The sequence below is a fragment of the Streptomyces noursei genome (genome assembly GCF_016917755.1).
Lineage (GTDB): Bacteria > Actinomycetota > Actinomycetes > Streptomycetales > Streptomycetaceae > Streptomyces > Streptomyces yunnanensis.
Genome location: NZ_CP070326.1, coordinates 540,702 through 563,986, shown reverse-complemented (window position 1 = coordinate 563,986; position 23,285 = coordinate 540,702). Strand labels below are relative to the sequence as shown.

At 71.5% G+C, this 23,285-nt stretch carries 22 protein-coding genes; 14 read left to right on the top strand and 8 right to left on the bottom strand.

Features of this window, described 5'->3' with window-relative positions; translation table 11 throughout:
* The first annotated feature begins 107 nt into the window (after positions 1 to 107).
* A complete protein-coding gene (locus JNO44_RS02255) occupies positions 108 to 1,241 on the top strand; it encodes an oxygenase MpaB family protein (protein ID WP_205360864.1) in 1,134 nt (377 codons plus the stop codon).
* Positions 1,242 to 1,422: 181 nt separating this feature from the next.
* Positions 1,423 to 2,499 (top strand): D-alanine--D-alanine ligase family protein, encoded by a 1,077-nt coding sequence (locus JNO44_RS02250; protein WP_205360862.1) that lies wholly within the window; start codon positions 1,423 to 1,425, stop codon positions 2,497 to 2,499.
* A 47-nt stretch (positions 2,500 to 2,546) separates the two neighbouring features.
* On the opposite strand, the gene JNO44_RS02245 is transcribed toward JNO44_RS02250, so the two are convergent.
* Positions 2,547 to 3,107, bottom strand: a complete 561-nt coding sequence (locus tag JNO44_RS02245; protein ID WP_205360861.1) for a TetR/AcrR family transcriptional regulator — start codon at positions 3,105 to 3,107, stop codon at positions 2,547 to 2,549.
* 210 nt (positions 3,108 to 3,317) lie between these two features.
* Between JNO44_RS02245 and JNO44_RS02240 the strand changes: the two genes are divergently transcribed.
* Positions 3,318 to 4,538, top strand: coding sequence for a cytochrome P450 (locus JNO44_RS02240; protein WP_205360859.1), 1,221 nt, complete (start codon positions 3,318 to 3,320; stop codon positions 4,536 to 4,538).
* Between the two features lie 28 nt (positions 4,539 to 4,566).
* Positions 4,567 to 4,767 (top strand): ferredoxin, encoded by a 201-nt coding sequence (locus JNO44_RS02235; protein WP_205369342.1) that lies wholly within the window; start codon positions 4,567 to 4,569, stop codon positions 4,765 to 4,767.
* A gap of 106 nt (positions 4,768 to 4,873) precedes the next feature.
* On the opposite strand, the gene JNO44_RS02230 is transcribed toward JNO44_RS02235, so the two are convergent.
* The 3 genes from JNO44_RS02230 to JNO44_RS02220 all read right to left on the bottom strand — a co-directional run bounded on the left by JNO44_RS02230 (position 4,874) and on the right by JNO44_RS02220 (position 8,329).
* Positions 4,874 to 5,857 (bottom strand): helix-turn-helix domain-containing protein, encoded by a 984-nt coding sequence (locus JNO44_RS02230; protein ID WP_205360857.1) that lies wholly within the window; start codon positions 5,855 to 5,857, stop codon positions 4,874 to 4,876.
* A 364-nt stretch (positions 5,858 to 6,221) separates the two neighbouring features.
* Entirely contained in the window at positions 6,222 to 6,803 is a 582-nt protein-coding gene (locus JNO44_RS02225) for an HAD family acid phosphatase (protein WP_073443963.1), read from the bottom strand.
* Positions 6,804 to 7,060: 257 nt separating this feature from the next.
* Positions 7,061 to 8,329 (bottom strand): Gfo/Idh/MocA family protein, encoded by a 1,269-nt coding sequence (locus JNO44_RS02220; RefSeq protein ID WP_205360856.1) that lies wholly within the window; start codon positions 8,327 to 8,329, stop codon positions 7,061 to 7,063.
* Positions 8,330 to 8,502: 173 nt separating this feature from the next.
* On the opposite strand from JNO44_RS02220, the gene JNO44_RS02215 reads away from it, so the two are divergent.
* The 5 genes from JNO44_RS02215 (at position 8,503) to JNO44_RS02195 (ending at position 13,715) form a co-directional block, all read left to right on the top strand.
* A complete protein-coding gene (locus JNO44_RS02215; protein ID WP_205360853.1) occupies positions 8,503 to 10,701 on the top strand; it encodes a DUF2264 domain-containing protein in 2,199 nt (732 codons plus the stop codon).
* Between the two features lie 277 nt (positions 10,702 to 10,978).
* Entirely contained in the window at positions 10,979 to 11,890 is a 912-nt protein-coding gene (locus tag JNO44_RS02210) for a hypothetical protein (protein ID WP_240167376.1), read from the top strand.
* Between the two features lie 191 nt (positions 11,891 to 12,081).
* The gene (locus tag JNO44_RS02205; protein ID WP_205360849.1) at positions 12,082 to 12,558 is read left to right on the top strand and encodes a hypothetical protein; all 477 of its coding nucleotides are present in this window, start codon (positions 12,082 to 12,084) and stop codon (positions 12,556 to 12,558) included.
* 111 nt (positions 12,559 to 12,669) lie between these two features.
* Positions 12,670 to 13,029, top strand: a complete 360-nt coding sequence (locus JNO44_RS02200; RefSeq protein ID WP_205360846.1) for a hypothetical protein — start codon at positions 12,670 to 12,672, stop codon at positions 13,027 to 13,029.
* A gap of 197 nt (positions 13,030 to 13,226) precedes the next feature.
* Complete coding sequence (locus tag JNO44_RS02195; protein WP_205369341.1) at positions 13,227 to 13,715, top strand: GNAT family N-acetyltransferase; 489 nt, start codon at positions 13,227 to 13,229, stop codon at positions 13,713 to 13,715.
* Positions 13,716 to 13,914: 199 nt separating this feature from the next.
* On the opposite strand, the gene JNO44_RS02190 is transcribed toward JNO44_RS02195, so the two are convergent.
* Positions 13,915 to 14,493: a dihydrofolate reductase family protein gene (locus JNO44_RS02190; RefSeq protein ID WP_205360844.1), complete on the bottom strand. Its 579-nt coding sequence runs from the start codon at positions 14,491 to 14,493 to the stop codon at positions 13,915 to 13,917.
* 99 nt (positions 14,494 to 14,592) lie between these two features.
* On the opposite strand from JNO44_RS02190, the gene JNO44_RS02185 reads away from it, so the two are divergent.
* Together JNO44_RS02185 and JNO44_RS02180 are read left to right on the top strand one after the other, a co-directional pair.
* On the top strand, positions 14,593 to 15,201 hold the full coding sequence (locus JNO44_RS02185; protein ID WP_205360842.1) for a TetR/AcrR family transcriptional regulator: 609 nt from the start codon (positions 14,593 to 14,595) through the stop codon (positions 15,199 to 15,201).
* A 172-nt stretch (positions 15,202 to 15,373) separates the two neighbouring features.
* Entirely contained in the window at positions 15,374 to 17,860 is a 2,487-nt protein-coding gene (locus tag JNO44_RS02180) for a hypothetical protein (protein WP_205360841.1), read from the top strand.
* A gap of 50 nt (positions 17,861 to 17,910) precedes the next feature.
* Here the strand turns inward: JNO44_RS02180 and JNO44_RS02175 are convergent, their stop codons facing one another.
* A complete protein-coding gene (locus tag JNO44_RS02175; RefSeq protein ID WP_240167375.1) occupies positions 17,911 to 19,914 on the bottom strand; it encodes a S8 family serine peptidase in 2,004 nt (667 codons plus the stop codon).
* Between the two features lie 241 nt (positions 19,915 to 20,155).
* On the opposite strand from JNO44_RS02175, the gene JNO44_RS02170 reads away from it, so the two are divergent.
* The 3 genes from JNO44_RS02170 to JNO44_RS02160 all read left to right on the top strand — a co-directional run bounded on the left by JNO44_RS02170 (position 20,156) and on the right by JNO44_RS02160 (position 21,075).
* Positions 20,156 to 20,536, top strand: coding sequence for a VOC family protein (locus JNO44_RS02170; protein ID WP_039639288.1), 381 nt, complete (start codon positions 20,156 to 20,158; stop codon positions 20,534 to 20,536).
* 102 nt (positions 20,537 to 20,638) lie between these two features.
* Entirely contained in the window at positions 20,639 to 20,791 is a 153-nt protein-coding gene (locus tag JNO44_RS02165) for a hypothetical protein (protein WP_205360840.1), read from the top strand.
* A gap of 194 nt (positions 20,792 to 20,985) precedes the next feature.
* Entirely contained in the window at positions 20,986 to 21,075 is a 90-nt protein-coding gene (locus tag JNO44_RS02160; RefSeq protein WP_039639290.1) for a hypothetical protein, read from the top strand.
* 5 nt (positions 21,076 to 21,080) lie between these two features.
* Here JNO44_RS02160 and JNO44_RS02155 read toward each other — a convergent pair whose 3' ends face one another.
* Positions 21,081 to 22,649: a Na+/H+ antiporter gene (locus JNO44_RS02155; protein WP_205360839.1), complete on the bottom strand. Its 1,569-nt coding sequence runs from the start codon at positions 22,647 to 22,649 to the stop codon at positions 21,081 to 21,083.
* A gap of 187 nt (positions 22,650 to 22,836) precedes the next feature.
* Complete coding sequence (locus JNO44_RS02150; RefSeq protein WP_240167374.1) at positions 22,837 to 23,262, bottom strand: DUF3592 domain-containing protein; 426 nt, start codon at positions 23,260 to 23,262, stop codon at positions 22,837 to 22,839.
* Positions 23,263 to 23,285: the final 23 nt, after the last annotated feature.

The window sequence follows — 23,285 nt, the reverse complement described above, 5'->3', positions numbered from 1 at the left end:
AAGGAGCTGACGGCGGCGCATCAAATCGAGCACGCCAACGGCGCCGTCCACGTACGGGTGATGCTCCCGCCGGAGCCCCGTCCGGACTGGTAGAGGTGTGCGTCACCATGACGAATCGCGAGGAGGCGGAGATGCCCGCTGGTGTGTGGACGGACGAGTTGCTCGACCGGATGCGGAAGGCCGGGGACCCGGCGGCCGACGCCGCGATCGAGGAGACCTACGCCTCGGGCGAGCAGGAACGGGTGCGCCAGGCACTCCATGGATTCGGCAGGAACAGCGACGCGGTGCCGGACGGCCTCCCACCGCAGCTCCAGCGGTACTTCGAGCAGTCGGCCGTCCTGCCGGACTGGGCCGATCCGGCGCTGATGGACCGCGGCCGCAGCCTGCTCGGCCGCTACGAGGCACTGGTCGTCTCGACGCTGCTGTGCGGCTCCCTCCCGCTCTGCTACGGGTGCGGGGACGGGGCCCAGGTCCTTGCGCGCTCGCAGCGCCTGACCTCGGGGGTGTACCGCAGGCTGATGGAGACCTCGCAGTTCGTGGTCGACGTCCTCGACGACGGCGGCCTGGGCCCGCACGGGCACGGGCTGCGCTCCGCGCAGAAGATCCGCCTGCTGCACGCCACCATGCGCTACCACGTCGGCCGCCAGGACGACTGGAACAGTGCCTGGGGACTGCCGGTCAACCAGGAGGACCTCGCCGGGACGTTGATGAGCTTCTCGGTCGCCATCCCCAACGGGCTCGTCAGCCTGGGAGTGGACCTTCCGCGTGCGGACCGCGACGCCTTCTTCCACATCTGGCGGGTGATCGGACACGTCCTGGGTGTCGACGACCGGCTCAACCCCGCCGGCTTCGAAGACGGCGCCGCGCTCTTCGACACCATCCTCCGGCGCCAGCAGAAGTCCTCGGAGGCCGGCATCGTGCTGACCAAGGCCGTCCTGGACTTCATCCGTGAAGTGCTGCCCGGCCCGGCCTTCGCCGGGGTGGGACCGACGCTCATCCGGCACCTGATCGGCGACCGGGCGGCCGACCTGGTCAAGGTCCCCGCGGCGGACTTGAACAAACTGGCCCTGCAGGCCGGTTCCGTCGTGAACTTCGGATACGGCAAGGCCGGCGACGGAGTGCCCCTCGCGGCGAAGGCCGCCAGCGAACTGGGACTGGTCGTGTTCAAGGAGGGCCTGCGGATGACCAACAAGGGCCGCCGCTACGAATGGCAGGTCCCCACCGGCCTCACGGAGGCATGACGGCGCCGTCCGTCGCGATGGATCCCCCTCCCCGCCGGGGACGCTCCGGCAGGGGACCGGGCGGTGGCACCAGGACCCGGTCCGCGGGAACGGTGGCACCCCGGGTGGACGAGCCTCCCGTGCCGTGCACCCGGCCCGCCCACACTGCGTTCGAGGAAGTTCTGAGGCGGAGGGCGCCGTAGTGTCGCATGCACGTCTGGTCGTGGGGCTCACCTACAACTTGCGCGGTGAGTCCATGGAGACCTTCGGTGCCGGACCACCCGAGGAGGGGGACGACGCCGAGTTCGACGAGTGGGCGACGGTACAGACCGTCGCGGCCGTCCTGGAGGAGCTCGGCCACCGGTGTGTGGTGATCGGCTCGCTGCCGGCGCTGATGGCGCGGCTGCTGCGCGGCGAGCGGTGGGACCTCGTCTTCAATCTCGCCGAGGGCCATCACGGATACGCGCGCGAGGCCCAGATCCCGGCCCTGCTGGAGGAGTGGCGCATCCCCGCCACCTTCTCGGACCCGCTGTGCCTGTCCGTGTGTCTGCACAAGCCCACGACTCAACGGCTGCTCCGGCAAGCGGGGGTGGCGACGGCGCCGTTCACCGTGGTGCGGCGGCCCGACGACCTCGACGCCGTCGATCTGCCGTACCCGTTGTTCGCCAAGCCGGTCGCCGAGGGCACCAGCAAGGGCATCGGGATCGACTCGCGGGTGACCGATCCGCGGCAACTCCATCTGGTCTGCGCGAAGTTGTGGGAGCGCCACGGTCAGCCGGTGATGGTCGAGCGCTATCTTCCGGGCCCGGAGTACACCGTCGGCGTCCTGGGGGCCGGCGCGGACGCCCGGCCGATCGGCGTCTCGCAACCCCTCTTCGACGAGCCGGCGGAGCCGTTCCTGACCGCGCTCAGAAAGCACGACGCGTCGCAGAAACCGGTCCCTGCGCGGCTCCTCGACGACACCACCGCGTCGCGGCGCATCGCCGCACTCGCGGTACAGGCGTGGCGCGCGCTCGGCTGCCGGGACGCCGGCCGGGTGGACCTGCGGTGCGATGCCGCCGGCGAGCCCTACGTCCTGGACGTCAACCCGCTGCCCGGGCTGAGCCCCAGCTACTCGCTGCTGCCCCTCCAGTGGGAGAGCGCCGGCGGGACGTACCCCGAGCTCATCGCGCACATCATGGCCTCCGCCGAGCAGCGTCTGCCGGCGGAGCCGGCGCCGGCGATCGCCACTGCGCCCGGTGGCACCGGCGTCCGATCCGGGCGGGCGGGATGGCGGTGACCGAGGGCTTGCCGCGCACGAGCCGGCCATGACCCATCGGACGGGCCCTAGGGTCCATCCGACCCGTCGGTGCGCTTCGGGGCCGGGTGCAGGATCAGCGGTAGGTAGACGTCGTCGACGATGTCGGTGATGACGTCGTCCGCCACGGGCGCGCCGAAGAGCAGGAACTCGTTGCGCAGCAGGTCGGTGGCGACCGTGGCGCGCCGGGACGTGAGGATCCGGGGTTCGATCTCGCCGCGTTCGGCGGCGCGCTCCAGGATGCCGCGAAGGGCCGCCGGGCCGACGGTGTGGACGCTTTCCCGGACCAGCTTGGCGAATTCGGGATCGCGGGTCATCTCGGCCAACAGGCCGCGCAGGATGCCGCCGAGCGGGCTGGCCACCTTGGCGGCGATCTGCCGCATCAGGTCGATCACGTCCGAGCGCAGGGCGCCGGTGTCGGGCGGCTCGATCGAGGCGAGGCCGGCCAACCTGCAGGCATCCATGACCAGTTCGGCGCGTCCGGGCCAGCGTCGGTAGAGGGCGGCCTTGCCGGTGCGGGCCCGGCTGGCCACCCGTTCCATCGTCAGCGCGGCGTAGCCGGTCTCGCTGAGCTCCTCCAGGGCCGCCATCAGGATGGCGTTCTCCAGCTCCGCGCCGCGGCGCCGGGGGCCTTTGCGGTGGTCGGCGGCGGGTGCGGTGGTGGGGTCGGCGTTGGGGGACAGCGTGACTCCTGGAGTTGTCTCGTAGAGGCCGTTGCGTTCTCTATGGGGTCAGTCTATTCTCCCAATTAGAGAACACGGCGTTCTTTAACGCGTGAGAAATCGATTCGGAGTGGACCGATGACCGATATCGCCACGACGCCCCAGGCCACGGATGCGCCTGCCTTCCCCAGTGACCGGACCTGCCCCTACCAGTTACCGGAGGGCTACGCCAGGTTGCGGGACACCCCCGGGCCCCTGCACCGGGTGACCCTCTACGACGGCCGACAGGTATGGGTGGTGACCAAGCACGAGGCGGCCCGCAAGCTGCTCGCCGATCCGCGCCTGTCCTCCAAGCGCACCGATGCCAACTTCCCCGCCACGTCCCCGCGCTTCGAGGTGGTCCGGGAGGGCCGGCCGGCGTTCATCGGCATGGACCCGCCCGAGCACGGTCCCAAGCGGCGGATGACGATCAGCGAGTTCACCGTCAAACGGATCAAGGGCATGCGCCCGGAGGTCGAGGAGATCGTGCACGGCTTCCTCGACGAGATGCTCGCCTCGGGCCCGCCGGCCGATCTGGTCAGCCAGTTCTCGCTGCCGGTGCCGTCCATGGTGATCTGCCGACTGCTCGGCGTGCCCTACGCCGACCATGACTTCTTCCAGGACGCGAGCAAGCGTCTGGTGCAGGCCACGGACGTGGCGAGCGCCTCCACCGCGCGCCAGGACCTCGTGCGCTACATGGACGCACTCATCACCGCCTGTCAGGCCGAGCCCCGGCCGGGGCTCGTGAGCACCCTGGTCACCGAGCAGCTCGCCAAGGGCGAGATCGACCGTGAGGAACTGGCCTCCACGGCGATGCTGCTGCTCATCGCCGGTCACGAGACGACCGCGTCGATGACCTCCCTCAGCGCGATCACCCTGCTGGAACACCCCGAGCAGTACGCGGCGCTGCGCGAGGACCGCAGCCTCATCCCCGGTGCGGTGGAGGAACTGCTCCGCTACCTGGCCATCGCGGACATCGCCGGCGGGCGCATCGCCCTCGCCGACATCGAGATCGAGGGCCAGCTCATCCGGGCCGGCGAGGGCGTCATCGTCGTCAACTCCATAGCCAACCGCGACGGTTCGGTGTACGAGGACCCCGACTCCTTCGACGTTCGCCGCTCCGCGCGCCACCATCTGTCCTTCGGCTTCGGTGTGCACCAGTGCCTGGGGCAGAACCTCGCCCGCCTGGAGCTGGAGGTCATCCTCAACGCGCTGATGGACCGCGTCCCGACGCTCAAACTGGCCGTTCCCGTCGACCAGTTGAAGCTGCGACCGGGCACCACGATCCAGGGCGTCAACGAGCTCCCGGTCACCTGGTGACGGAGCGGAAAGGGGGAGAGGGGTGACCATGCGAGTGAGCGTCGATCGGATGCTCTGCGTCGGCGCCGGACTGTGCGCACTGACCGCTCCGGGGGTGTTCGACCAGGACGACGAGGGGGTCGTCACGGTGCTGCGGTCCGACCCCGCCGGCGACGACCGGCCGGCGGTCCGCGAGGCCGGCATGCTCTGCCCGTCCCGCGCCGTCCAGGTCGTCGAGGCCGACACGTAGCGGAGGGGACCGGAGGAGGTCGACGCCGTTCGGCGGCCGGCTCCTTCGGGGCGTGCGGTGCCGGTCGCGCACCCGGCCGGCACCCCGCATCACCCCTCGACGCGCATCAGACCCATCCCTTTCGTGCGGCGTACAGGGCGAGTTGGAAGCGGGTGGTGGCGTCGGCGGCCCGGTTGAGCTGTTCCAGCTGGCGGGAGAGGGTGCGGCGGCTGATGCCGAGGAGTTCGGCGATGGTCTCGTCGGTGACGCCGCTGCCGAGCAGTTCCAGGATCCGGCGCTGGATCGGGCGCAGCGCGGGCGGCACCCGCTCGCCGAAGTGCAGCGGATAGGCGGACCGCCAGGAGGTCTCGAACAGTCCGGTGAGCGCCCGCAACAGGCTGGACGGGCGGACCAGCAGCATCGAGTCGTTCACGTCGGTGTCGCCGAACGCCAGCGAGACGATGGCCAGCCGCTGATCGAAGACGCCCAGCTTCACCGGCAGGGACTGGAGCACCCGGGCCCGCTCGCCCGCCGCGATGCACGGTCGGATGTTGCAGGCGTAGTAATCGCTGTTCTCCACCGCGGACTTGGAGTACACGATGCGATAGGAGACGCCGCGCTCCAGGTTGCGGATCTCGGTCGGATTGGGCGTGCCGCCGGTGTGCCACGGCGGGGTGTCGAAGCGCAGCACCTCGGAGGTCGCGGCGTCCTCGACCTGGAGGATGCGTTCCACGATCTGCGGCCCGGTGACCACTTCGACGAGGTCGTCGGTGGCCTGCGGGTGCACCTGGCGCCGGTAGGTGCGGTAGGCGTCCATCGCCACCAGATGGGCCTGTTGCAGCTCCTCGGTACGGGCGCTGGCCAGGCGTCCGAGGCCGATGGAGGGTTCGATCGGTGCGATGCCGGAGCGATCGGGGCCGTGGCTGGTGGCCAGGCCCAGGTGGATGAGCCGGGCGAGGGTGTGTTCCGCGTCGGCGGGCGTCCGGCCCAGCCGCCGGGCCAGTGCGGCGACGGTGGTGGGGCCGGTGTCCAACATGGCCAGGTAGGTGGTGGCCTCGGTTGCCGACAGGCCGAGACGGATGAGGTGGGCCGGCCGGTCGTCGTCGCTCATGGGGGGGCTCCGGGCGGGTGGGGGGCTGAAGGGGAAACCGTCGCGCTCGCGGACGTGGGGTTGCGAGGCGCGAGGGCCGTGTGGGGCGTCGTTGTCTACCACAGGCTGCCCCGGCGACCCCGCTTGCGACAGCCCTTCGGCATCGACCGTGCGGGCCGGTGAAACGCGGTCCCGCCGTACGGTGAACACCCGGTGGATGCCGCCCGACCGGTGCATTGCGCTCGACCGGTGCATTCCGCTGATCCGGTCCGTGCGGGACACCGGATTCCCGGCAGGAGTCATGCGTGTGGGCCCACCGATAACGATGGGCCCACACGCATCACTCATGCCGCGCCAAAGAACGGGCATCTCCGGAATTCCGGAATCAACTCAACTGTCCGTCATAGTCGGGAAGCTTGAACCCCTTCTCGTAGTGTCCGCCCTCGAAGTCGGTGCTGCGATTACCCACATTGGCGACGAGGGTGTAGCCCTGCGCCTCGTACTTCTTCCGGCAGCCGAGCTTGACCTCGGCCTTGCCGGGGCTGTCGCCGTGCGGCTTGAGGCAGAGGCCGTCGACGGTGTACCCGGCCGACCTGAGTTCCTCGGTCGTGGAGTCCTGCTCGTCGGCGCCGCGATAGGACGCGAACAGCACCGCCGCGCCGTGCTCGTGCGCGTAGCCGGTGGCCTTGAGGATCGCCTCGACCGGCTTGCCCCTGTCGTAGTGCGTCGCCAGGGACGTGTTGTCGATGTCCAGGACGACCGCGGGCTTCTCGCCGGGCGTTCCCTGGGCCAGGCGGTCCTTGAGGTAGTCCTGGAGGGACGCGGCGACCGGCGCGACGTCGCCCAGCCACTCGCTCTCGCTCGGCAGCGCGCTCGGGCGGCCGGCCGCCTGCGCCGAGAGCGGCACGGCCAGCAGCATGCCGAGCGCCGCCCCCAGCGCAAGGGTGGCCCTCTTCCCCGTGACCATCTTTCTCACCACTCCTTTTCACGTGCTTTTCAGGTGCTCTTCGTGTGTGCGTTCCGCTCGGTGGTCGACAAGGGAATTCCGGACCGGATCACGGGACATCGCGGCAGCCGTCGTCGTCCGGGGAGGAGAATTCCGGAACCGGAATCCCCGTCGTCACCCGGATCATTGCTACCTGAATCAGCGAACCCGTGGTGTCCACCTCGTGCCAGTGGCCACGATGGGCGCGCAACGCGAAACCGGCTGCGCCGGCCGCCGACTCAGGATTCCCGGGTCTCCGCGTCGTCCGCACCGGCGAAGTGGGCGACCAACTCCCGTGACAATGCCGGGACATCGACGGGAACGCCGTCGGCGCGCAGTGAGGCGGTGGCGGCGCAGCCGGCGGCCACCGCCTGCCGTGCAGCCACCGGTGAGGTGAGCGTGGCACCGCCCGCGCGCACGAAATCCACGAACTCGGCCACCAGCCGCGGATCGGCCCCACCGTGCCCGCCGTCGTCCGAGGGCACCTCGACCACCAGATCGGCGTCCGTGCGGTAGCCGCTGCGCCGGCTGTTCCACACCTTCACCACCGCACCCTCGGTGTCGCCGAAGTTCTCCAGCCGGCCGTGGGTGCCGATGACGGTGTAATTGCGCCAGTAGTCCGGCGTGTAATGGCACTGCTGATACGTGGCGAACACGCCGTTGTCCAGCCGCATGGTCATCATCGAGAGGTCCTCGACGTCGACCACGTCGTTCAGGCCGGTCAGTGAGGCGGGCGGCCAGTTCGTCTCGGGGGCGAACCACTCGGTCAACGTCCGCTCGCCCTGCCCGCCGCGTGCCGTGATGTCGCCGTAGACGGTCAACCCGCCCATCGCCTGGGTCCGCACGGTGTAACCGCCGGCCAGCCAGTGGATCACGTCGATGTCGTGCGCACCCTTCTGCAGCAGCAGACCAGTGGTGCGGCGCCGGTCCGCGTGCCAGTCCTTGAAGTAGAAGTCGCCGCCGTGGCCGACGAAGTGACGGCACCAGACGGCCTTGACCTCGCCGATGACGCCCTCGACGACCAGGTCGCGCAGGGTCCGGATGACCGGCATGTGCCGCATGTTGTGCCCGACGTAGAGCCTGGTGCCGGTGCGCCGCGCCGCGTCCAGTACGCGGTCGCACCCCGCGGTGGTGATGGCCAGGGGCTTGTCGACGAAGACCGCGACGCCGGCCTCCAGGAAGGCGACGGCCAACTCCTCGTGGGTGTCGTCCGGCGTCGTCAGGATCACCCCGTCCGGTCCGGCGGCGAGCAACTGGTGGTGGTCGGCGTACCGGGCGGCCTCCGGATACAGCTCCCGACTGCGTTCCCGACGGGCCGCGACCGGGTCGCAGACCGCCACCACCTTCGCCGGCAGGCGCCCGTCGGCGATGTGCCTGCCGAGCGTGCCCCGCATGCCGAGGCCGACGACGGCGAGCCGCAGCTCCCTCTGCGTCGGTGTCACCGACGTTTCCGGTGGCCGCGGTTCCTGCTGGTCGCTGTGCTCTTGCCGGGTGCGGGACAACGTCATCAGCCTTTCCGTCGGTGGCTGTGGGCAGTGGGCTGTGGGCAGTAGGGGAGGTGGCGAGGGGGAGGCGGTTGAAGGACCCCTGTGCCCCGTCCGTTTCGCATGCTTGTGACCGTCGCGGGGCGCCGGTCATGCTGGCGCGGGGCACACCCGAGCTCACCATCTCAAGGAGTCGCATGTCGCGCACGAGCCGGACGGGACCGCCGCTGCCGCCCGAGGACCGCACGCTGTCGCCCCTCACGGGATACGGCCGCGACCACTGGCTGGCCCTCGCCGACCATCTGCTGGCGGACGTGCATCGGTTCGCCTCCCCTTCCGGTGCGCGCATCGTGCTGCCCGGCAGGCCCTCGTCGTCGGGCGCCGACTCCGACCAACTCGAAGGCTTCGCCCGCACGTTCCTGCTGCTGGCCTTCCGTACCGCGGGCTGCGACGGGCGCGCGCCCGCCGGGCTGCTCCAGTCCTACGCCGAGGGTATCGGCGCCGGCACCGACCCGGGACACCCCGAGGCATGGCAGGTCCTCGGCCAGGAGTGCCGGCAGACGCTCGTCGAGGCGTGCTCCCTGGCGCTCGGTCTGCACCTGACGCGGCCGTGGTTGTGGGACCACATGCCGGGCGCGGTGCAGGAACAGGTCGTGGAGTGGTTGCAGGGTGCCTGGGGACTGCGGATCCCCGACAACAACTGGCACATGTTCCGGGTGATCGTCGGTGAGTTCCTGTCCGGCGTCGGCGGTGCCCACGACCGCGTCGAGATGGAAGCCGACCTGGCACGCACCGAGGACTTCTACGTGGGCGACGGCTGGTACCGCGACGGCGGCGACGCCCGTACCGCGGACAACTTCGACCACTACAACGGCTGGGCCCTGCACACCTACCCCATTCTGTGGGCCCTGATGGCCGGCGGGCGCGTGGCCGGTGAGGCGGACGGGATCGATCGAGCGGGCGGAGCGGGCCGGACGCGTCGGGACCGCCTGGCGGTGTTCAGGGCGCGGCTGCGGCGGTTTCTGACGGACTATGCGCTGTTCTTCGGGGCCGACGGCGCGCCCGTGCACCAGGGCCGTTCGCTGATCTACCGGTTCGCGGCGGTCACCGCCCCGTGGCTGGGCGCGCTGGTCGACGCGACTCCGCTCGGCCCGGGCCAGACCCGGCGGCTGGCCAGCGGGGCGCTGCGGCACTTCACCGACCGCGGATTCCGCGACCGGCACGGGATCGCCACCCTCGGCTGGTACGGGCCGTATCCGCCGCTGGTGCAGGGCTATTCCGGCCCGGCGTCCCCGTACTGGCTGTCCAAAGCCTTCCTCGGCCTGCTGCTGCCGGCCGACCACCCCTGCTGGACACGGCCGGAGGAGCCGCTCCCCGTCGAACGGGGCGACCGGGTCGTGGCCCTGCCCGTCCCCGGCTTCGTGCTCTCGGCGACCCGTGCGGACGGCATCGTCCGACTCGTCAACCACGGCAGCGACAACTACGCGACGGGCGACCACGGCAGCGGCGAACCGGGACCTGGCGGCCGCACGGGCGGGCACTACGCGGCGGTGCGTACGGCCGGGGATCCGCTCTACTCGCGGTTCGCCTACTCCACGGCGACCGGTCCGTGCCTCGTCCCGGACGACCTGCCCTGCCGCCTGCTGGCCGACAATCACGTCGCGCTGTGCCACCCCGCGTTCGGGCTGTCGCGTCGCACCCGCATCCACCGCCTGCGCCTCCACGACCGCTACGCCGCGTCCTGGCACCAACCCGCCTGGCACCAACCCGCCTGGCACCGGCCTGCCTGGCATCCGTCGGCCCGGCACCATCCTGCCCGCCACCAACCTGCCTGGCCCGACGACGCAGCGGCCGAGGAGGCCCGGATCGAGACCGCGAGCGTGGTCTGGGGAGCGTACGAACTGCGGGTCCATCTGGTCGACGCGCCCGCGCACCTGCCGCTGCACGACAGCGGTTGGCAGGTCGCGGGGGAGCGGCCGCCGCACGTCAGGACCGTCGGCCAGCGCGCCGAGGCAGCCACCGACGGCGGCCTGACCAGCACATTCGTCTCCCTCGCCGGTCACACCGACGTCGCCGTGGCGACCGCGGAGGGCACCAGTGCCTTCGGTCGCCACACGGCCGTTCCCTACGCCACCGGCCGGCGCACCACGAGCCGGACCGTGCACGTCGCCCTGGTCGGCCTCACCGGGCGGGGCGCGGACCCCGCACCGCCGGCCGTAGGATGCGCCGTCGACGGGACGACGGTCACCGCCGACTTTCCCGACGGCACCTGGGTGCTGGTGGCGCTCGGCGCGGATCCGGCGTGGTCGCCCGTGGTGGGCGGGGTGCCGCTGACCGGATCGGTGCGGTACGCCCGACTGTCCCCGGAGGAGGAACCGGTGGTCGTTCCCGGCTGAGCACGGCTGCCGCAACATGCATAGAAGAGGGGAATCCATGACCGGCCTTTTGCGAACCGGTTGAAAGTATGTGCTCAGTGGGTGAAGGTTCTGGACGAGGATGTTCTGGAATCGGATTGGATGCGCCTGGGTATCGGGTGCGTCTCGGAGTTCGGGCGGCGGATTGCGCGCCCGGCCGTCGCCCGTACGATGCCGGAACTCCGTCCCATCCGCACCTCATCCGGAAGGCCATCGCGGTATGCCCGTCTTCAGACGCCGCAAAGGCAGCCGTCCCCGCATGCTCCCCGAACTCGACGATGCCGCCCTGGGCCAAGTCCGGCGCCGCGTCGAGACCTGTTGGGACCGCGGTTCGCTCGATACGGCTGTCATGGCCCTGTTGAAGGATGTGCTCGGCGAGGTAGGTGATGACTGGGACCGCAAGGCACACCGCCTGCGCGTGCTCGCCGGATCCGCGGGACGGGCGCTGCCCAGCATCTGGCGGGAGCACAACCCCCGCAATCCGGATGCCTTGCTGCTGCACGCCTGGTCGGACCTGTTGCAGGCCGGGCAGGAGGGTTCGTCCATCGACCTCGACGCCACCCGGGCGACCTGCCGCCTGGCGGCCGAGCTGGTGCCCGCCGACCCGACGCCCTGGACCCTGCACCTGGCCACGCTCCGCCTGCAGCGGCGCCCGTCCTCCGAACTGTCGGGGATCTGGCGCGAGATCAAGGCCCGCGATCCGTGGAACCGCGAGGCCCATCTCCAGGCACTGGGCTACCTCTCGCCGGACGAGTGCGGCTCCAGCGGCCAGGTGCTGGAACTGCTCGACAGTGTCCGCTCCGCGATGCCCCCGAACGCCCCCTCGGCGGGCCTGGAACTCGCCGCCCTCGTCCGCAGCCACCAGCGGGACATCGGTCCCGGAGGGATGGTGGCCCTCGGTGCGGGCGAGTTCTGGCGTCGGCACGACGCCGTCACGGTGCTCGACCATGCCGCGCACTACTGGCCGGGCCAGGGCTTCCTCCGCCATGCGCAGGCGCTCGCCGACCTGAACCTGCTGGCTTACGCGCTGATCAAGGCCACCCGCCCCGGCGAGGCCGCGAGCGTACTGCGCGCCACCGGCGGTGTGGCGGCGCCCTGGCCGTGGAATGCGGAGGGCGAACCGCTGGAGCGGTTCTCCCACTACTACGCGCGCGCCCGCGAGACCGACTGACGAAGACCGTTTCCGCACCGGCCGGCTCGGGTCGTCCAGCCGGTGCGGCCCGTGAGTGGCCCTCACTTGAAGTGGGTCACACATACGACCCATAGCCGGAACGAGTGGAATAACCGACTCTTTCCCGTGTCTCCCGAATGTCCCGGTCGCTCCCAGGGAATTTTCTCCTGGAAGAGCGTTGGGAGACCCGCATGCGTAAGACCGTCGGCACCGGCCGCTCCGCGGCGACCGGCGGCCGACGCATGCTGTTCTGCCTGGCGTTGCTGGCCTTGTTGTTCACGGCGTTGACCACGGGCTACTCCGATGCGCAGGCACCTCGGGCCGGCCGGTGCGCCGCCCGCGCCGACGCCCCCGCCGACGCCCCTGCCGACACCAGTGGCGCCCCCGCCCGCAGCAACTCCGTGGACCGGCCCTGCGACACCACGGAACATGTGCTGACGACGTCGGGGGACGGCGTGCACCACCATCCGGGCAATGGCTTCCGGCGGCTGTGCCACGCGACCGCCTGCCATCTGCGCCCGCACGTCCCGACCGGGCCGAACGGCAAGGCCCTGCGGGAATCCCCTGCCGAGGATCCCCTGACCGCGCCCGGACGCGCCGCCTCCTGGGCCGTCCTCCCGGCCGCCGGCACCGGCCTGCCCTCGCGGGTGACCGTTCTGCGCTGCTGAGCGGGCCCGGTCGCGTACCCACACCCCGCCCTCTTCCTTATGAGGGCACCCGGGGCCGTCGCGGCCTGCCGCATCAGCGTCCACGATCATCCGCACCGCAGGAGTCCCGGCATGCCCGCCGACATCTTCGCCGCTCTCGCCGCGCTCGTACGCGCCGAGGCCAGCCGCAACGCACCCCGGTCCGAGCCGAGCCCAACGGCCCCCGCCCCACAGGACGAACCGCCCACGCCACCGAACCCGCCCACGTGGCCGAATCCGGGCACTCCCGTGCCCGCCCAGCACACACCCCCACCGGCCAGACCGGAGCGGGCGATCGCGCCTCCCGCAGCCCCTTCCCCGGCCGGCCGACCCCCGCGCGTCCGGCTGCTGCGCACGCTCCGGCCCCTGCGCGCGCTCTGGGCGCTGCTCGCCGCGGCCGTGCGCCGACGCCGTACCGGTACCACCGAGAACAGTCCGGCGCCCGATTCCTGACGGACCCGACGCCCGGGCGTCGCCGGCGGTGGGGCGGTGCGACGGGGCAGGCAACGGTCACCTCCGTCGCTCCGTCCCCCGATCCGCGGCACTTCGGCCGCGGTGGCCCAGGGCGCCCGCCAGGGCCGCACGCGGGCGAAATCCGTTTGCTGCCCGGCCCGGACCGCCTCGATAGTGACAGGCCGGAGGTGACGACTGTGGACGGCGTGGTGCTGGCGCTCGCGGCGCGCGACCTGGTGCCGGACGATCTGGCGGCGTGCACGTGGTCGGGGTCCGCACTGCATCTCGACTCCGTGGCGGCGCAGTTGGCGCGCGCCCGGCTCGGTGCGGTGGACTACCTGGCGATCTGCCCGCCGTCGGGTCTGCCGGTGGCCATCGGAGGAGTGGACTACTCGGTCCGGGAGGGCGCCGGCACGCTGTGGCAGCTGGCGGTGCACCCCGCGCTGCAGTCCTGCGGGATCGGCGGTTTCCTGATCGGAGCGGCCGAACAGCGCATCAGGTCCCGCGGGCTCGGGTGGGCCGAACTCGCCGTCGAGGAGAGCAATCCCCGGGCGCGGGCGCTGTACGAGCGACTGGGCTATGACGCGTACGACCGCCGAACCGATGGTTGGGACGAACTGGCGCCGGGCGGTTCGGTGCGCCGCTACGAGACGATGTGCACGGTGCTGCGGAAGCAGCTTGCCTGAAGGCCAACTTTCTGAGGGCGGGGAAGAGTTGCCGTCGTCCTCGCCCGCTAGCCCCCGTCCGTCCCTCGCGCCGTGCCCGTACGGCTCGCGCCGGCCAGGCATGGGAACCGAGCCGAGGTGCCGCGGTAGCTCCGACGGCTCCGTGGAGCGCACGGGGCTTGCCGTGACCGGCGACTCCTCGACGGCGCCGCATAAGTGCTCAGGCCGTGGGACGGTAGGTGGTGAGGGTGCCGCCGTGGCTGAAGGTGAGCGTCTCCACCGGGGCGAACGGGCGGGGCCGGAACTGTCCCGCGAAGGCCGGGACGCCGTCGCCGGCGACCACCGGGTAGCGCTTGAACAGCAGCTCGTCGATCTCCGGCAGGAGCTGCCCGGCCAGCACGCCGCCGCCGCACAGCCAGATGTCGCCGTCGCCGTCCTCGGCCTTGAGTCGGCGCACCAGGTCGATCGGGTCCTCGGAAACCAGTTCCACGGCCGGATCGGCGATGTCGGGGAGGGAGCGGGAGACGACGTACTGCCGCAGGTGTGCGTACGGGCTGGACACCCCGGCGTCCAGGGCGGGCTGGTAGGTGCCCCGTCCCATGAGCACGGTGTCGAAGCGCTTGTTGGGCGCGCCGTCCAGCCCGATGTGCGGGCGGATGTGGGTCGGCATGGTCTCGGGGAACTCGGCGCGCAGGTGCTCCACCATGTCCGGCGCCTCCGGGTAGAAGTCGAACTCCCCGCCGGGGCCCGCGATGAAGCCGTCGATGGAAACCGCGACGTAGTACGCGAGCTTGCGCATACAGAACCTCAAATCCTTGGGAGATGCTCGACCACTTCGAGTGTAGTACTTTGTTTGCAGTGGCTGGACCGTAGTACTACATGTGGAGTGGTGTCAATCATGGTGCGACGCAATCCGGAGAGAAGGGCGGCGCTGCTCGACGCCGCCATCGAGGTGCTGGCCCGCGAGGGCGCGCGGGGCCTCACGTTCCGCGCGCTCGACGTCCAGGCGGGCGTGCCGGTGGGCACGGCCTCCAACTACTTCGCCAACCGCGACGCGATGCTCACCCAGGCCGGTGAGCGCGTCTACGAGCGACTGGAGCCCGACGAGGCGGTCATCGCCGCCGGGTTGGCGAGGCCGCGCGACCGCGCCCGGGTCACCGAGCTCATGCACGATCTCGTGGAACGGGTGGCCGCGTTCCCCACCGGGTTCCTGGCCCTGCTGGAGCTGCGCCTGGAGGCCACCCGCCGCCCCGAGCTGCGCGAGGTCCTGACCCGTCGGATCCGCTCGGACGTGGACCAGAACATCGGCTACCACCTGAATTCCGGCCTGCCGGGCGACGCGACGATGGTGGTCCTGTTGTACCTGGCCCTCAACTGGCTGATCTTCGAGAGCCTGACCCTGCCCGACCTCTTCTCGGCGGACCAGCGGCAGGACCTGGTCACCGCCCTGGTCGAGCGCCTGCTGGCCGGCCAGCCGGACGCCGGGGAGGCGCGCACGGACGGCTGACCGGCGCGGGCCGGAACTCCGGCTGCGGGATGCGGTGTTGGGCGCGGCCGGCGTTGTCAGTGGGGCGTGTCACGATCGAAGACGTCCGAGCCGGTGCGTGCGGACCGCTGCGCCACAGGCCCGCACGCCGGCACCGCTCCGCCACCCGCAACGCCGTGAAGGGACCCGACCCGTGAGCGACAGCTCCCGCTCCGCGCTTCGCCTCGCGCTGAGCCTCGCCGACCCGGCCACCGCCGACGCACTCGCCGACCGGATGAAGCCGCAGCTGCTCGCCGTCCTGGCCGACCGGCTGGGGATGCCGGCGGTGCTGGTGGACGAGCTGCTGGGCGGGGACGCCGGGCAGCAGCGCGCCGCGCTGGAGGCGGACCCGGTGGAATGGCTCGCCGCGGCGGCGGAGACCGGGGATCCGGTGGTCGGGCAGGCGATCTGGCAGGCGGAGTACCGCGACGACGACGGGAGCAAGGTGCGCGCGGTGGCCGAAGCCCCCGGGCTGCTGAGGATCCTTCTGGAGGCCGGCGACTTCAGCGATCCCCGCTGGTACGCCGAGGACGGCCTGCTCCAGGAGCTGTACGAGACCAGGGGGCCCCTGATGGTTGCCGTCCTGACCAGCGGGTTCGTCGGGCTTTCGGTGGAGGGCCTGGCCGCATTGGGCGCCTATCTCCCGCCCCCGGTCGTCATCGACGCCTGTCTGACGCTCCTCACCCTGTGGGGCACCACCGCACCCTTCGTCGAGTGGCTCCGCATGCACGACGAAGTCCCCCTCCTGAGCGCCTGGCAGCCACAACTGCCGGACCTGCTGCGCGCGGCCGTCGACGCACCCGATCCGGAGGCGTACCTCCGGCGGCACCGGCCTGCCGGCGAGTGGACCGACCCGGAGCACCTCCACGCACTGGCGCGGGTGCGCTGCGGACACCCCGTGGCCAGGCCCGACGGCCTGGACTGGGCGCTGATCCGCAAGGAGCACGAACGCCTGCCCTTCCGCCGGGAGAACCTCCCCACGACGGACCCCCGGGCCAGCACCCCGCTGCTCCTGCTGACCCAGTGGGAGGGCTGCCCCGACGTCCTGCTGTGGGAGAGCTTCCGGGAGGATCCGACGGGGACCGCGGAGTACGCCGCCGAGCTGCCCTTCGAGGCGTTCACCGTGTTGTGGACCGACCGCGAGGAACGCGACGGGGTGCTCCTGCGCGGCCTTGGACGCGGCATCCGCGCGGGCCGCCTGCCCGTGGAACGGGTGCTGGCCGAAGTGGGCCCGGCCGAAACAGTACTGACCCACCTGCCGCTCGACCACGGACCGACCCGGAAGGCCCTCACGGACCTGCTGGACGCGCTCGGCACCGACCCCGTCAACTGGCTGACGTTCTACGCCCGCATGAACACCGCCCGCGGCAGCGTCGTCGAACTCGTCGCGGACGCCACCGCCCCGCACACCCGCGGCCGGCGGCACACCAGTTGGCCGCGGCCGGTCCCGGCGCAGTTCCCCGCCGAGTCGCCGGAGCACACCCGGTCCACCTTCCTGGAGGTGTTCGCGTGCGCCTCCGAGGAGGCCCGGACGGCGGTCGTGCCCTTCTTCGACGCGCGGGCCGTGCAGCACCTCCTCGCCTTCGGAAACCCGTCGCCCGAGGTCCGCGCTGCGGTGGTGGCCGCCCACGGCCCGTCCGCCCAGGTGGCAATGGCCGGCGGGTGCGCCCTCTCCGACGCGGAACTGCGGTACCTCCTCGATCTGGACGAGCCGGCGGTGGACGCCGCGCTGTTCCGGCACGGCCGCCTCGACCGGGCCGCGTGCGAGCGGCTGTTGGCGGGCCGGCTGCGGGCCGGCGGCAGCCGCCCGGTCCCCGGGGAACTGCTCGCGGCCCTGGACGACCCGGATGCCACCTACGACCGCACCACGTTGACCGCCGGCCTGGGGTCCGGCGATCTCGGTGTGGCCCGCAGCCTCCTCCGACGGCTGCGGTGGCTCCATCTTCCGGCCTCCCGACTGCGGTTGCTGGTCGCGGTGTGGGAGCGCAGCGGTCCCGACGCGGTCCGCGAGATCCTGGCGATGGACCACCTCCCGGACACCCTCCGCCGCCGCACGGAGCAGCTGCTGACGACGCCCGACGGCCTGGAGAGCCTGCGCCGCCAACTCGCCGAGGCGGAGTCACCGGCGGCATTGATGGCGTATCTCACCGCGCCGGCCGGCCGGCCCCATGAGCGGCTGCGGCGGCTCCGCAGCGAGGGCCTGACGCCCCCCTGGGAGGCCCTCACCGCGGCGCATGACGCCGGGACGCTCCCGCGGGACCTGCTGAGCGCGCTGTGGGAGCTCCGGGACTGTCCCCGCCCGCTGCTGCTGGCAGGACTGAAAACGCTCCCGGTGTGGGGAGCGGACTGGATACGCGCCGCTCTCAACGGCGGCCGGCTCACCCACGCCGACATCCTGACCCACGCCACCCCCGCCCGTGCCGCCCTGCACAACCTCCAGCAGTACGCCGGCGACCGGCCCGGCGACGAGCCCGATGCGATCGGGCCGCCGCTGCGCATCCGGGCCGCGGCGCTCACCCAGGAGCACCTGGGCACGAACGTCGACGCCTGGGCGCTCTGCCTCCAGCTGCTGCCGACCTTCGCCGGGAGCCTCCCCGAACTCCTGGCGAAGGCCAACACCCTGAAACGGCGGCCGATATGACCTGATGAGACTGATGTCAGTGCATGCCGTCGTCGGGACGGGTGCCCGGCTCAGGCCAGGCGCCAGGCCACGGCGTACGGCTGGGCGAACCGCGTGATCCGGTGCGCGCGGACGACGATCTGCGCGTCCCCGGCCGGGATGTCGGCCCAACGGACCTGCTCGACGTTGTTGACGCGGTCGAAGCCGGGGTCGGTGCCCATGTTCCCGTGGCGCTCCTGCCCGCCCGCGCGGACGATCAGGTCGAGGTCGTTCTGCAGGGCCGGACCGGGCGGGTCCGTCCAGACCAGGGTGACCTTCAGCTGGTGACCGTCGCCCTGCGGGACCGGGACGGTGAACGGGCGCTCCTCGTCCTGGGCCAACGCGTCCTCGTCGGTGAAGCCCGCCTGGCCGCCGTCATCCGGCAGCACGACGGCCTGTTCCAGATTGACCAGCCCGAAGCCGGAGTTGTTGTTCGGGGACGGGCCGGCCTCGGTGGGCGTGTACTGGCCGGGGAGGTCGTCCGCGCCGTTGATCAGCAGGGCCTTGACCAGCGCGGCGCTCGGATCGGGGGTGCCGTTCTTCACCAGCGCTTCGCGCAGCACCGCCGCGCACCCCGCGATCAGCGGCGTGGCCATGCTCGTCCCGCTGTCGAAGAAGAACGCCGGGTCGTCGGAGACCCCGAACACCGTGCTGAACTTCGCCGCACGCGAGTGGGTCGACAGGATCGAGGTGCCGGGAGCGACGAAGTCGGGCGCGAAGCGGCCTTCCTGTGTGGGCCCCCGGCTGCTGAACGCCGCCATGCCCTCGGGATGGTCCGCCTGCCGGTCGTCGTGGATCGGATTGACCGGGAAGGAGAGCGAGCTCAACTGGCCGTAGGTCAGCGGGATATCAGGACGCAGGCTCTCGCTGGCGCCGACGGTGAGGCAGTTCTTTGCCGCGGCCGGTCCGCTGACGGAGGCCGGGCTGATCCGCCCGGTCCGGCCCTGATCGCGGCCGGCGTTGCCCGCGGCGAAGCAGATCACGAGGTTCTTGTTGTCCCAGACCATCTGGTCGATCTCGGCCGACTGCTGGTTGTACGGCAGCCCCGGCAGGGTCGGCCCCCATGAGTTGGTGTGGACCCGAGCCTCGTCCTCGGTGTACGGCGGCTCGAAGAGGTCCTGCAGATCGGTCGGGATGCCGCCCAGGCCACCGTTGTCGTCCAGGAGGGACTGCAGGACGAGGGTCGCCGCCGGCGCGGTGCCGGCGATGCTGCCGCCCATCGTCGGGGAGGTGCCGTCGCCGAGGACCGAACCGGCGACGTGCGTGCCGTGCCCGTTGGGATCGTCGGCCTGTTCCGGCGCCGTGCGGCCGAGGGCGATCAAGCGCTTGACCCGGCCCTGGAATGCGGGGTGCACGTCTTGGGTGGAGCCCGTGTCGAGGCCGGTGTCGGCGATGGCCACGACCTGTCCCTCGCCCCGGAACGCCGTGCCGTTGTGCGAGACCCTGGCGTTCAGCAGCTTCCCCGCAACGGAGTTGTACAGCACCATGTCGGGGACTTCCTCGACCTGCTGTATCTCGTCCAGGGCGATGAGAGCGGTCAGGTTCTCCTCCGGAACGGTCATCCGCACCTTCCGCCGGCCGGGTTGGACGCCACCGGTGTCGACCCCGGCGGCCCGCGCGATCCGCTCCTGCACTCCGGCGGTGCTCGGATCGACGTCCTGGTGGAGGACGACATCGATGGTGTGGGTGCGGGCTTCCGTCGCCTCGACCGGTGCGGCGAGTTCGGCGATGCCCGGCCGCAGCCTGCCCGAACGCAGCGACGGGGCGAGCTTGAAGCCCTGGAGATAGATGTCCGCCCAGGCCACGAAAGGCAGGGTGCGAACGGCCTCCAGGTCGGACGGCCGGTATCCGCACAGATAGGTACTGTCGGGTACGTATTCGTGGATGACCACACCCAGGTCGGCGAGTTGTTCCTTCTCCGCTGCCGACGGCACATGTGTGGTCTGTACAAGCAGGTAGTTTGATGCCGAAGCATCCTCGGAGACCAGCGATTCGCCGGCCAGCTCTTCGGACTGGACCAAAGGGTCAATGGTCACGCCGTTGATGGTGATGCGAGCCACGCCTAGCTCCCAGGTTGCGCACGTATGGCGGCTACCTTCCGGTAGCTACCTTTTTCACTATATAAGCGCTATGGGTGACTGGTGTGAAGGGTTCTTTTTCCGTTGGATTCGGTGTCGGTTTCAAGCTTTTGGGCGGTGTGTTCGGCATTCCGCGGCGGTGTCTTCCGGCCGGGGAATTCGCTGGACAGCCACCAGGGGCTGCCGGATAGTGCGCCCCATGGCCTCTCTCGTGCGACACCTCACCTTCGACTGCTCCGACGCCTACCGCCTGGGACAGTTCTGGGCCGCCGTACTGGACGGCTCGCTGGCCGACGACGACGCCCCGGGGGACCCCGAGGCGGTGGTCACCGCGCCGGGCTCGGCGCTGCTGTTCATCGCGGTGCCCGAGGGCAAGACCGTGAAGAACCGGGTGCACGTGGACCTGCAACCCCAGGACCGGTCGCGGGACGAGGAGGTCGCCCGCGTGCTCGCCCTGGGGGCCACGATGGTGGAGGACCACCGCAAGCCCGACGGAACCGGCTGGGTGACCCTGGCCGACCCCGAAGGCAACGAATTCTGCATCGAACGCAGCGCCGGAGAGCGGGCGGCGCACTCCTGAGCCGAGCCGCGCGGACGGGACGTCAACTCTCCCTCTGCGTATGCCCGTCGGACAGCGCTCCGCACACATGGTGATCTGCGGGGACGACGGACTGGCCCGACCGTGAACGCCACCGACGCCTTCCGCAAGGGCTCCGTCGGGCATCCGCCGGCCCAGGACCTCGCCGACCACATCGTGCTGGTCGGCCTCGGCCAGGTCGGCACCCGGGTGCTGGCCCAACTGCGCGGCACCAGCCGTAACCGGGCGGACCGTTGACGCGCTGCGCGATACGGGCCCGACGGCGCCGGCCTCGGGGGCCGCGCCGTTCGGATTCCGTTAGGGAACCGGCTGTGTTGCCGACGAGGGGCGGTGCCGGCCGCCACGGTGGAACGGATCCCGATCGGGCGGAGCACACGAGGAGGAAGGTCCGTGATGGAAGGCCGTGGCGGGACCGCGCCGGGGGTGGCGCGGTGAGCGTGGAGCGCATCGTGGGGCTGCTGGTGGCGGTGGCGCTGGTCGGGCTGCTGGTGGCTGGCGTGAAGTTCCCGGACCGGTTCTGAGCGGATCAGTCCTCGCCCAGTCCGGCCTCTTCCAGGTCCAGGCTCCGTTGCAGTCGGCGCCGGGTGGTGTCGCTGATGTGGTGGTCCGCGTACAGCCGTTGGAGCTGTGTGGATTCGGCGGCTATCACCGTGCGGCGCAGTGCCCGGTAGGTGGTGGCCGAGGCCCAGGAGGCGGGCGTGGTGTCGTCGTCCTGGTCGGCGTCGGCCTGGTCCAGACGGGCCAGCAGACCGCGGCGCAGCTGGTCGATGAGCGCGGTGGGCGCGGCCTCGGCCGCCTCCAGTTCGTCCAGGCAGGACAGGCCGGCCTTGGCGAGACCGGCGCGGGCGCGGGCCTCCTCGCGGGCGGTGTGCTCCGGCTCCAGCGCGATCCGGGACCAGCGCACGACGGGCGCGAGGGTGAAGCCCTGCAGGACGAGGGTGAAGACGACCACGCCGGTGGTCAGGACGAGGACCAGCGCACGGTGCGGCAGCGGGCTGCCGTCGTCGGCGGCCAGCGGGATGGACAGCGCGGCGGCCAGCGGCATCACACCGCGGGTGCCGGCCCAGGAGACCACCGCGGGGATGCGCCAGGTGACCGAGCCGTTGCCGCGACGGCGCTGCATGACGGCGGAGAGCGGCAGCACCCCCAGCATCCGCACGGCGATCACGGTGCCGGCGACCGCGAGCACGCCGAGCGGCCAGGTGTTCTCGTCGACGTTCAACTGGCGGACCAGCGCCGGAAGTTCCAGGCCGATGAGGGCGAAGACCACGCTCTCCAGGAGGAAGACCACCGTGCCGTAGACGGCGTGCACCTGGAGCCGGATGGTGGCGTTGGTGAGCTTGTGCCCGGTGCTGCCGAGCACCACCCCCGCGACCACCACCGCGGTGACGCCGGAGGCGTGCACGTCCTCGGCCAGGACGTACGAGGCGTACGGGGTGACCAGGGCGATCACCGTCTCCAGTATCGGGTCCTCGGTCCGCCGCCGGATCAGCGCCACCACGGCCGCGACGGCGCCGCCGACCAGTGCCCCGCCGCCGCCCAGGATCAGGAACTGGCCGCCGGCCGCGGGCAGGGCGACGGCGTGGACCGCTATGGCGCCGCCCACCGCCACCTTGAACAGCACCAGGCTGGTGGCGTCGTTGAAGAGGCTCTCGGACTGGACCAGCACCTGTATCCGCGGCGGCAGCGCTATCTTGCGGCCGAGCGCCGTCACGGCGACCGGGTCGGTGCTGGCCAGCACCGCGCCCAGGACGAGGGCCATGGTGGGGGAGAGCGGGGTGACCGCGGCGGCCACCGCTCCCACGGCCGCCGCGGTGGCCAGCACCAGGCCGAAGGCGAGCACCGTCACCGGCCGCCACACCATCCGCAGTTCGCGCCAGGGGATCTCCTCGGCGGAGGCGTACAGCAGCGGAGGCAGCACCACCACGCTGATCACTTCGGGTGCCACCTGGACGTTCCGGAGCCAGGGCAGCAGCCCTATCAGGACGCCGCCGACGACCAGCAGCGAGGGAGCCGGAATGCGCCAGTGGCGCGCGCCGGTGGCCACCAGGGTGGCGAAGATGACGAGGAGGAGGATGGCAGTAAGGTCGGTCACGCGCTCGTCTTTCGCTGGCTCCGGCTGTGGTTGGACCGTCGCCGACCAGACTTCCCGGCACTCCGCGAGGAAACCTACCGGGTCTTGTCGGGTCACTGCCACCGTCTGTGCGCAGGACGGTCCTCGGTGGCGGCGCGTGTCGGGTCGACGCGCATCTACCGTGGCGACGACGGGGCGCGGGCGTCGGTCAAGGGATCGTGCCGGCGACCATGAGCAGTACCAGGGACAGCAGGAGGACGACCGCGCCGCCGGCGATGAACGCCCGCTCCAGCGCCAGGTGTTCCTGACCCTCGACGACGACGGTACGGGGATCGGCGGGGTCGTAGTGGAGGAGCACCCGGTCGCCGTCGCCGAGCGGACGGCGGCGCGTCGGCGTCACGGGGCAGACGATCTCCATCACCCGGTCGTCCTCGGTCGCGAACTGGAGCAGCGGGCGCGGCCGGGCCGACTCGTCCGAGAGCCGCCCAGGGGGCTGCTTGACCAGGGCCGGCACGCACACGCCGGTCCGTTGCACCCGGCGCACCTGCCGGAGCCCGTGCACTCCGGCGAGCATCCCGAGCAGGCCGCCGAACGCGGCGATCCCGGCCAGTACGGCCACCGCCCCTGTGCCCATCGACCCGCCTTCCTCCGGATGCG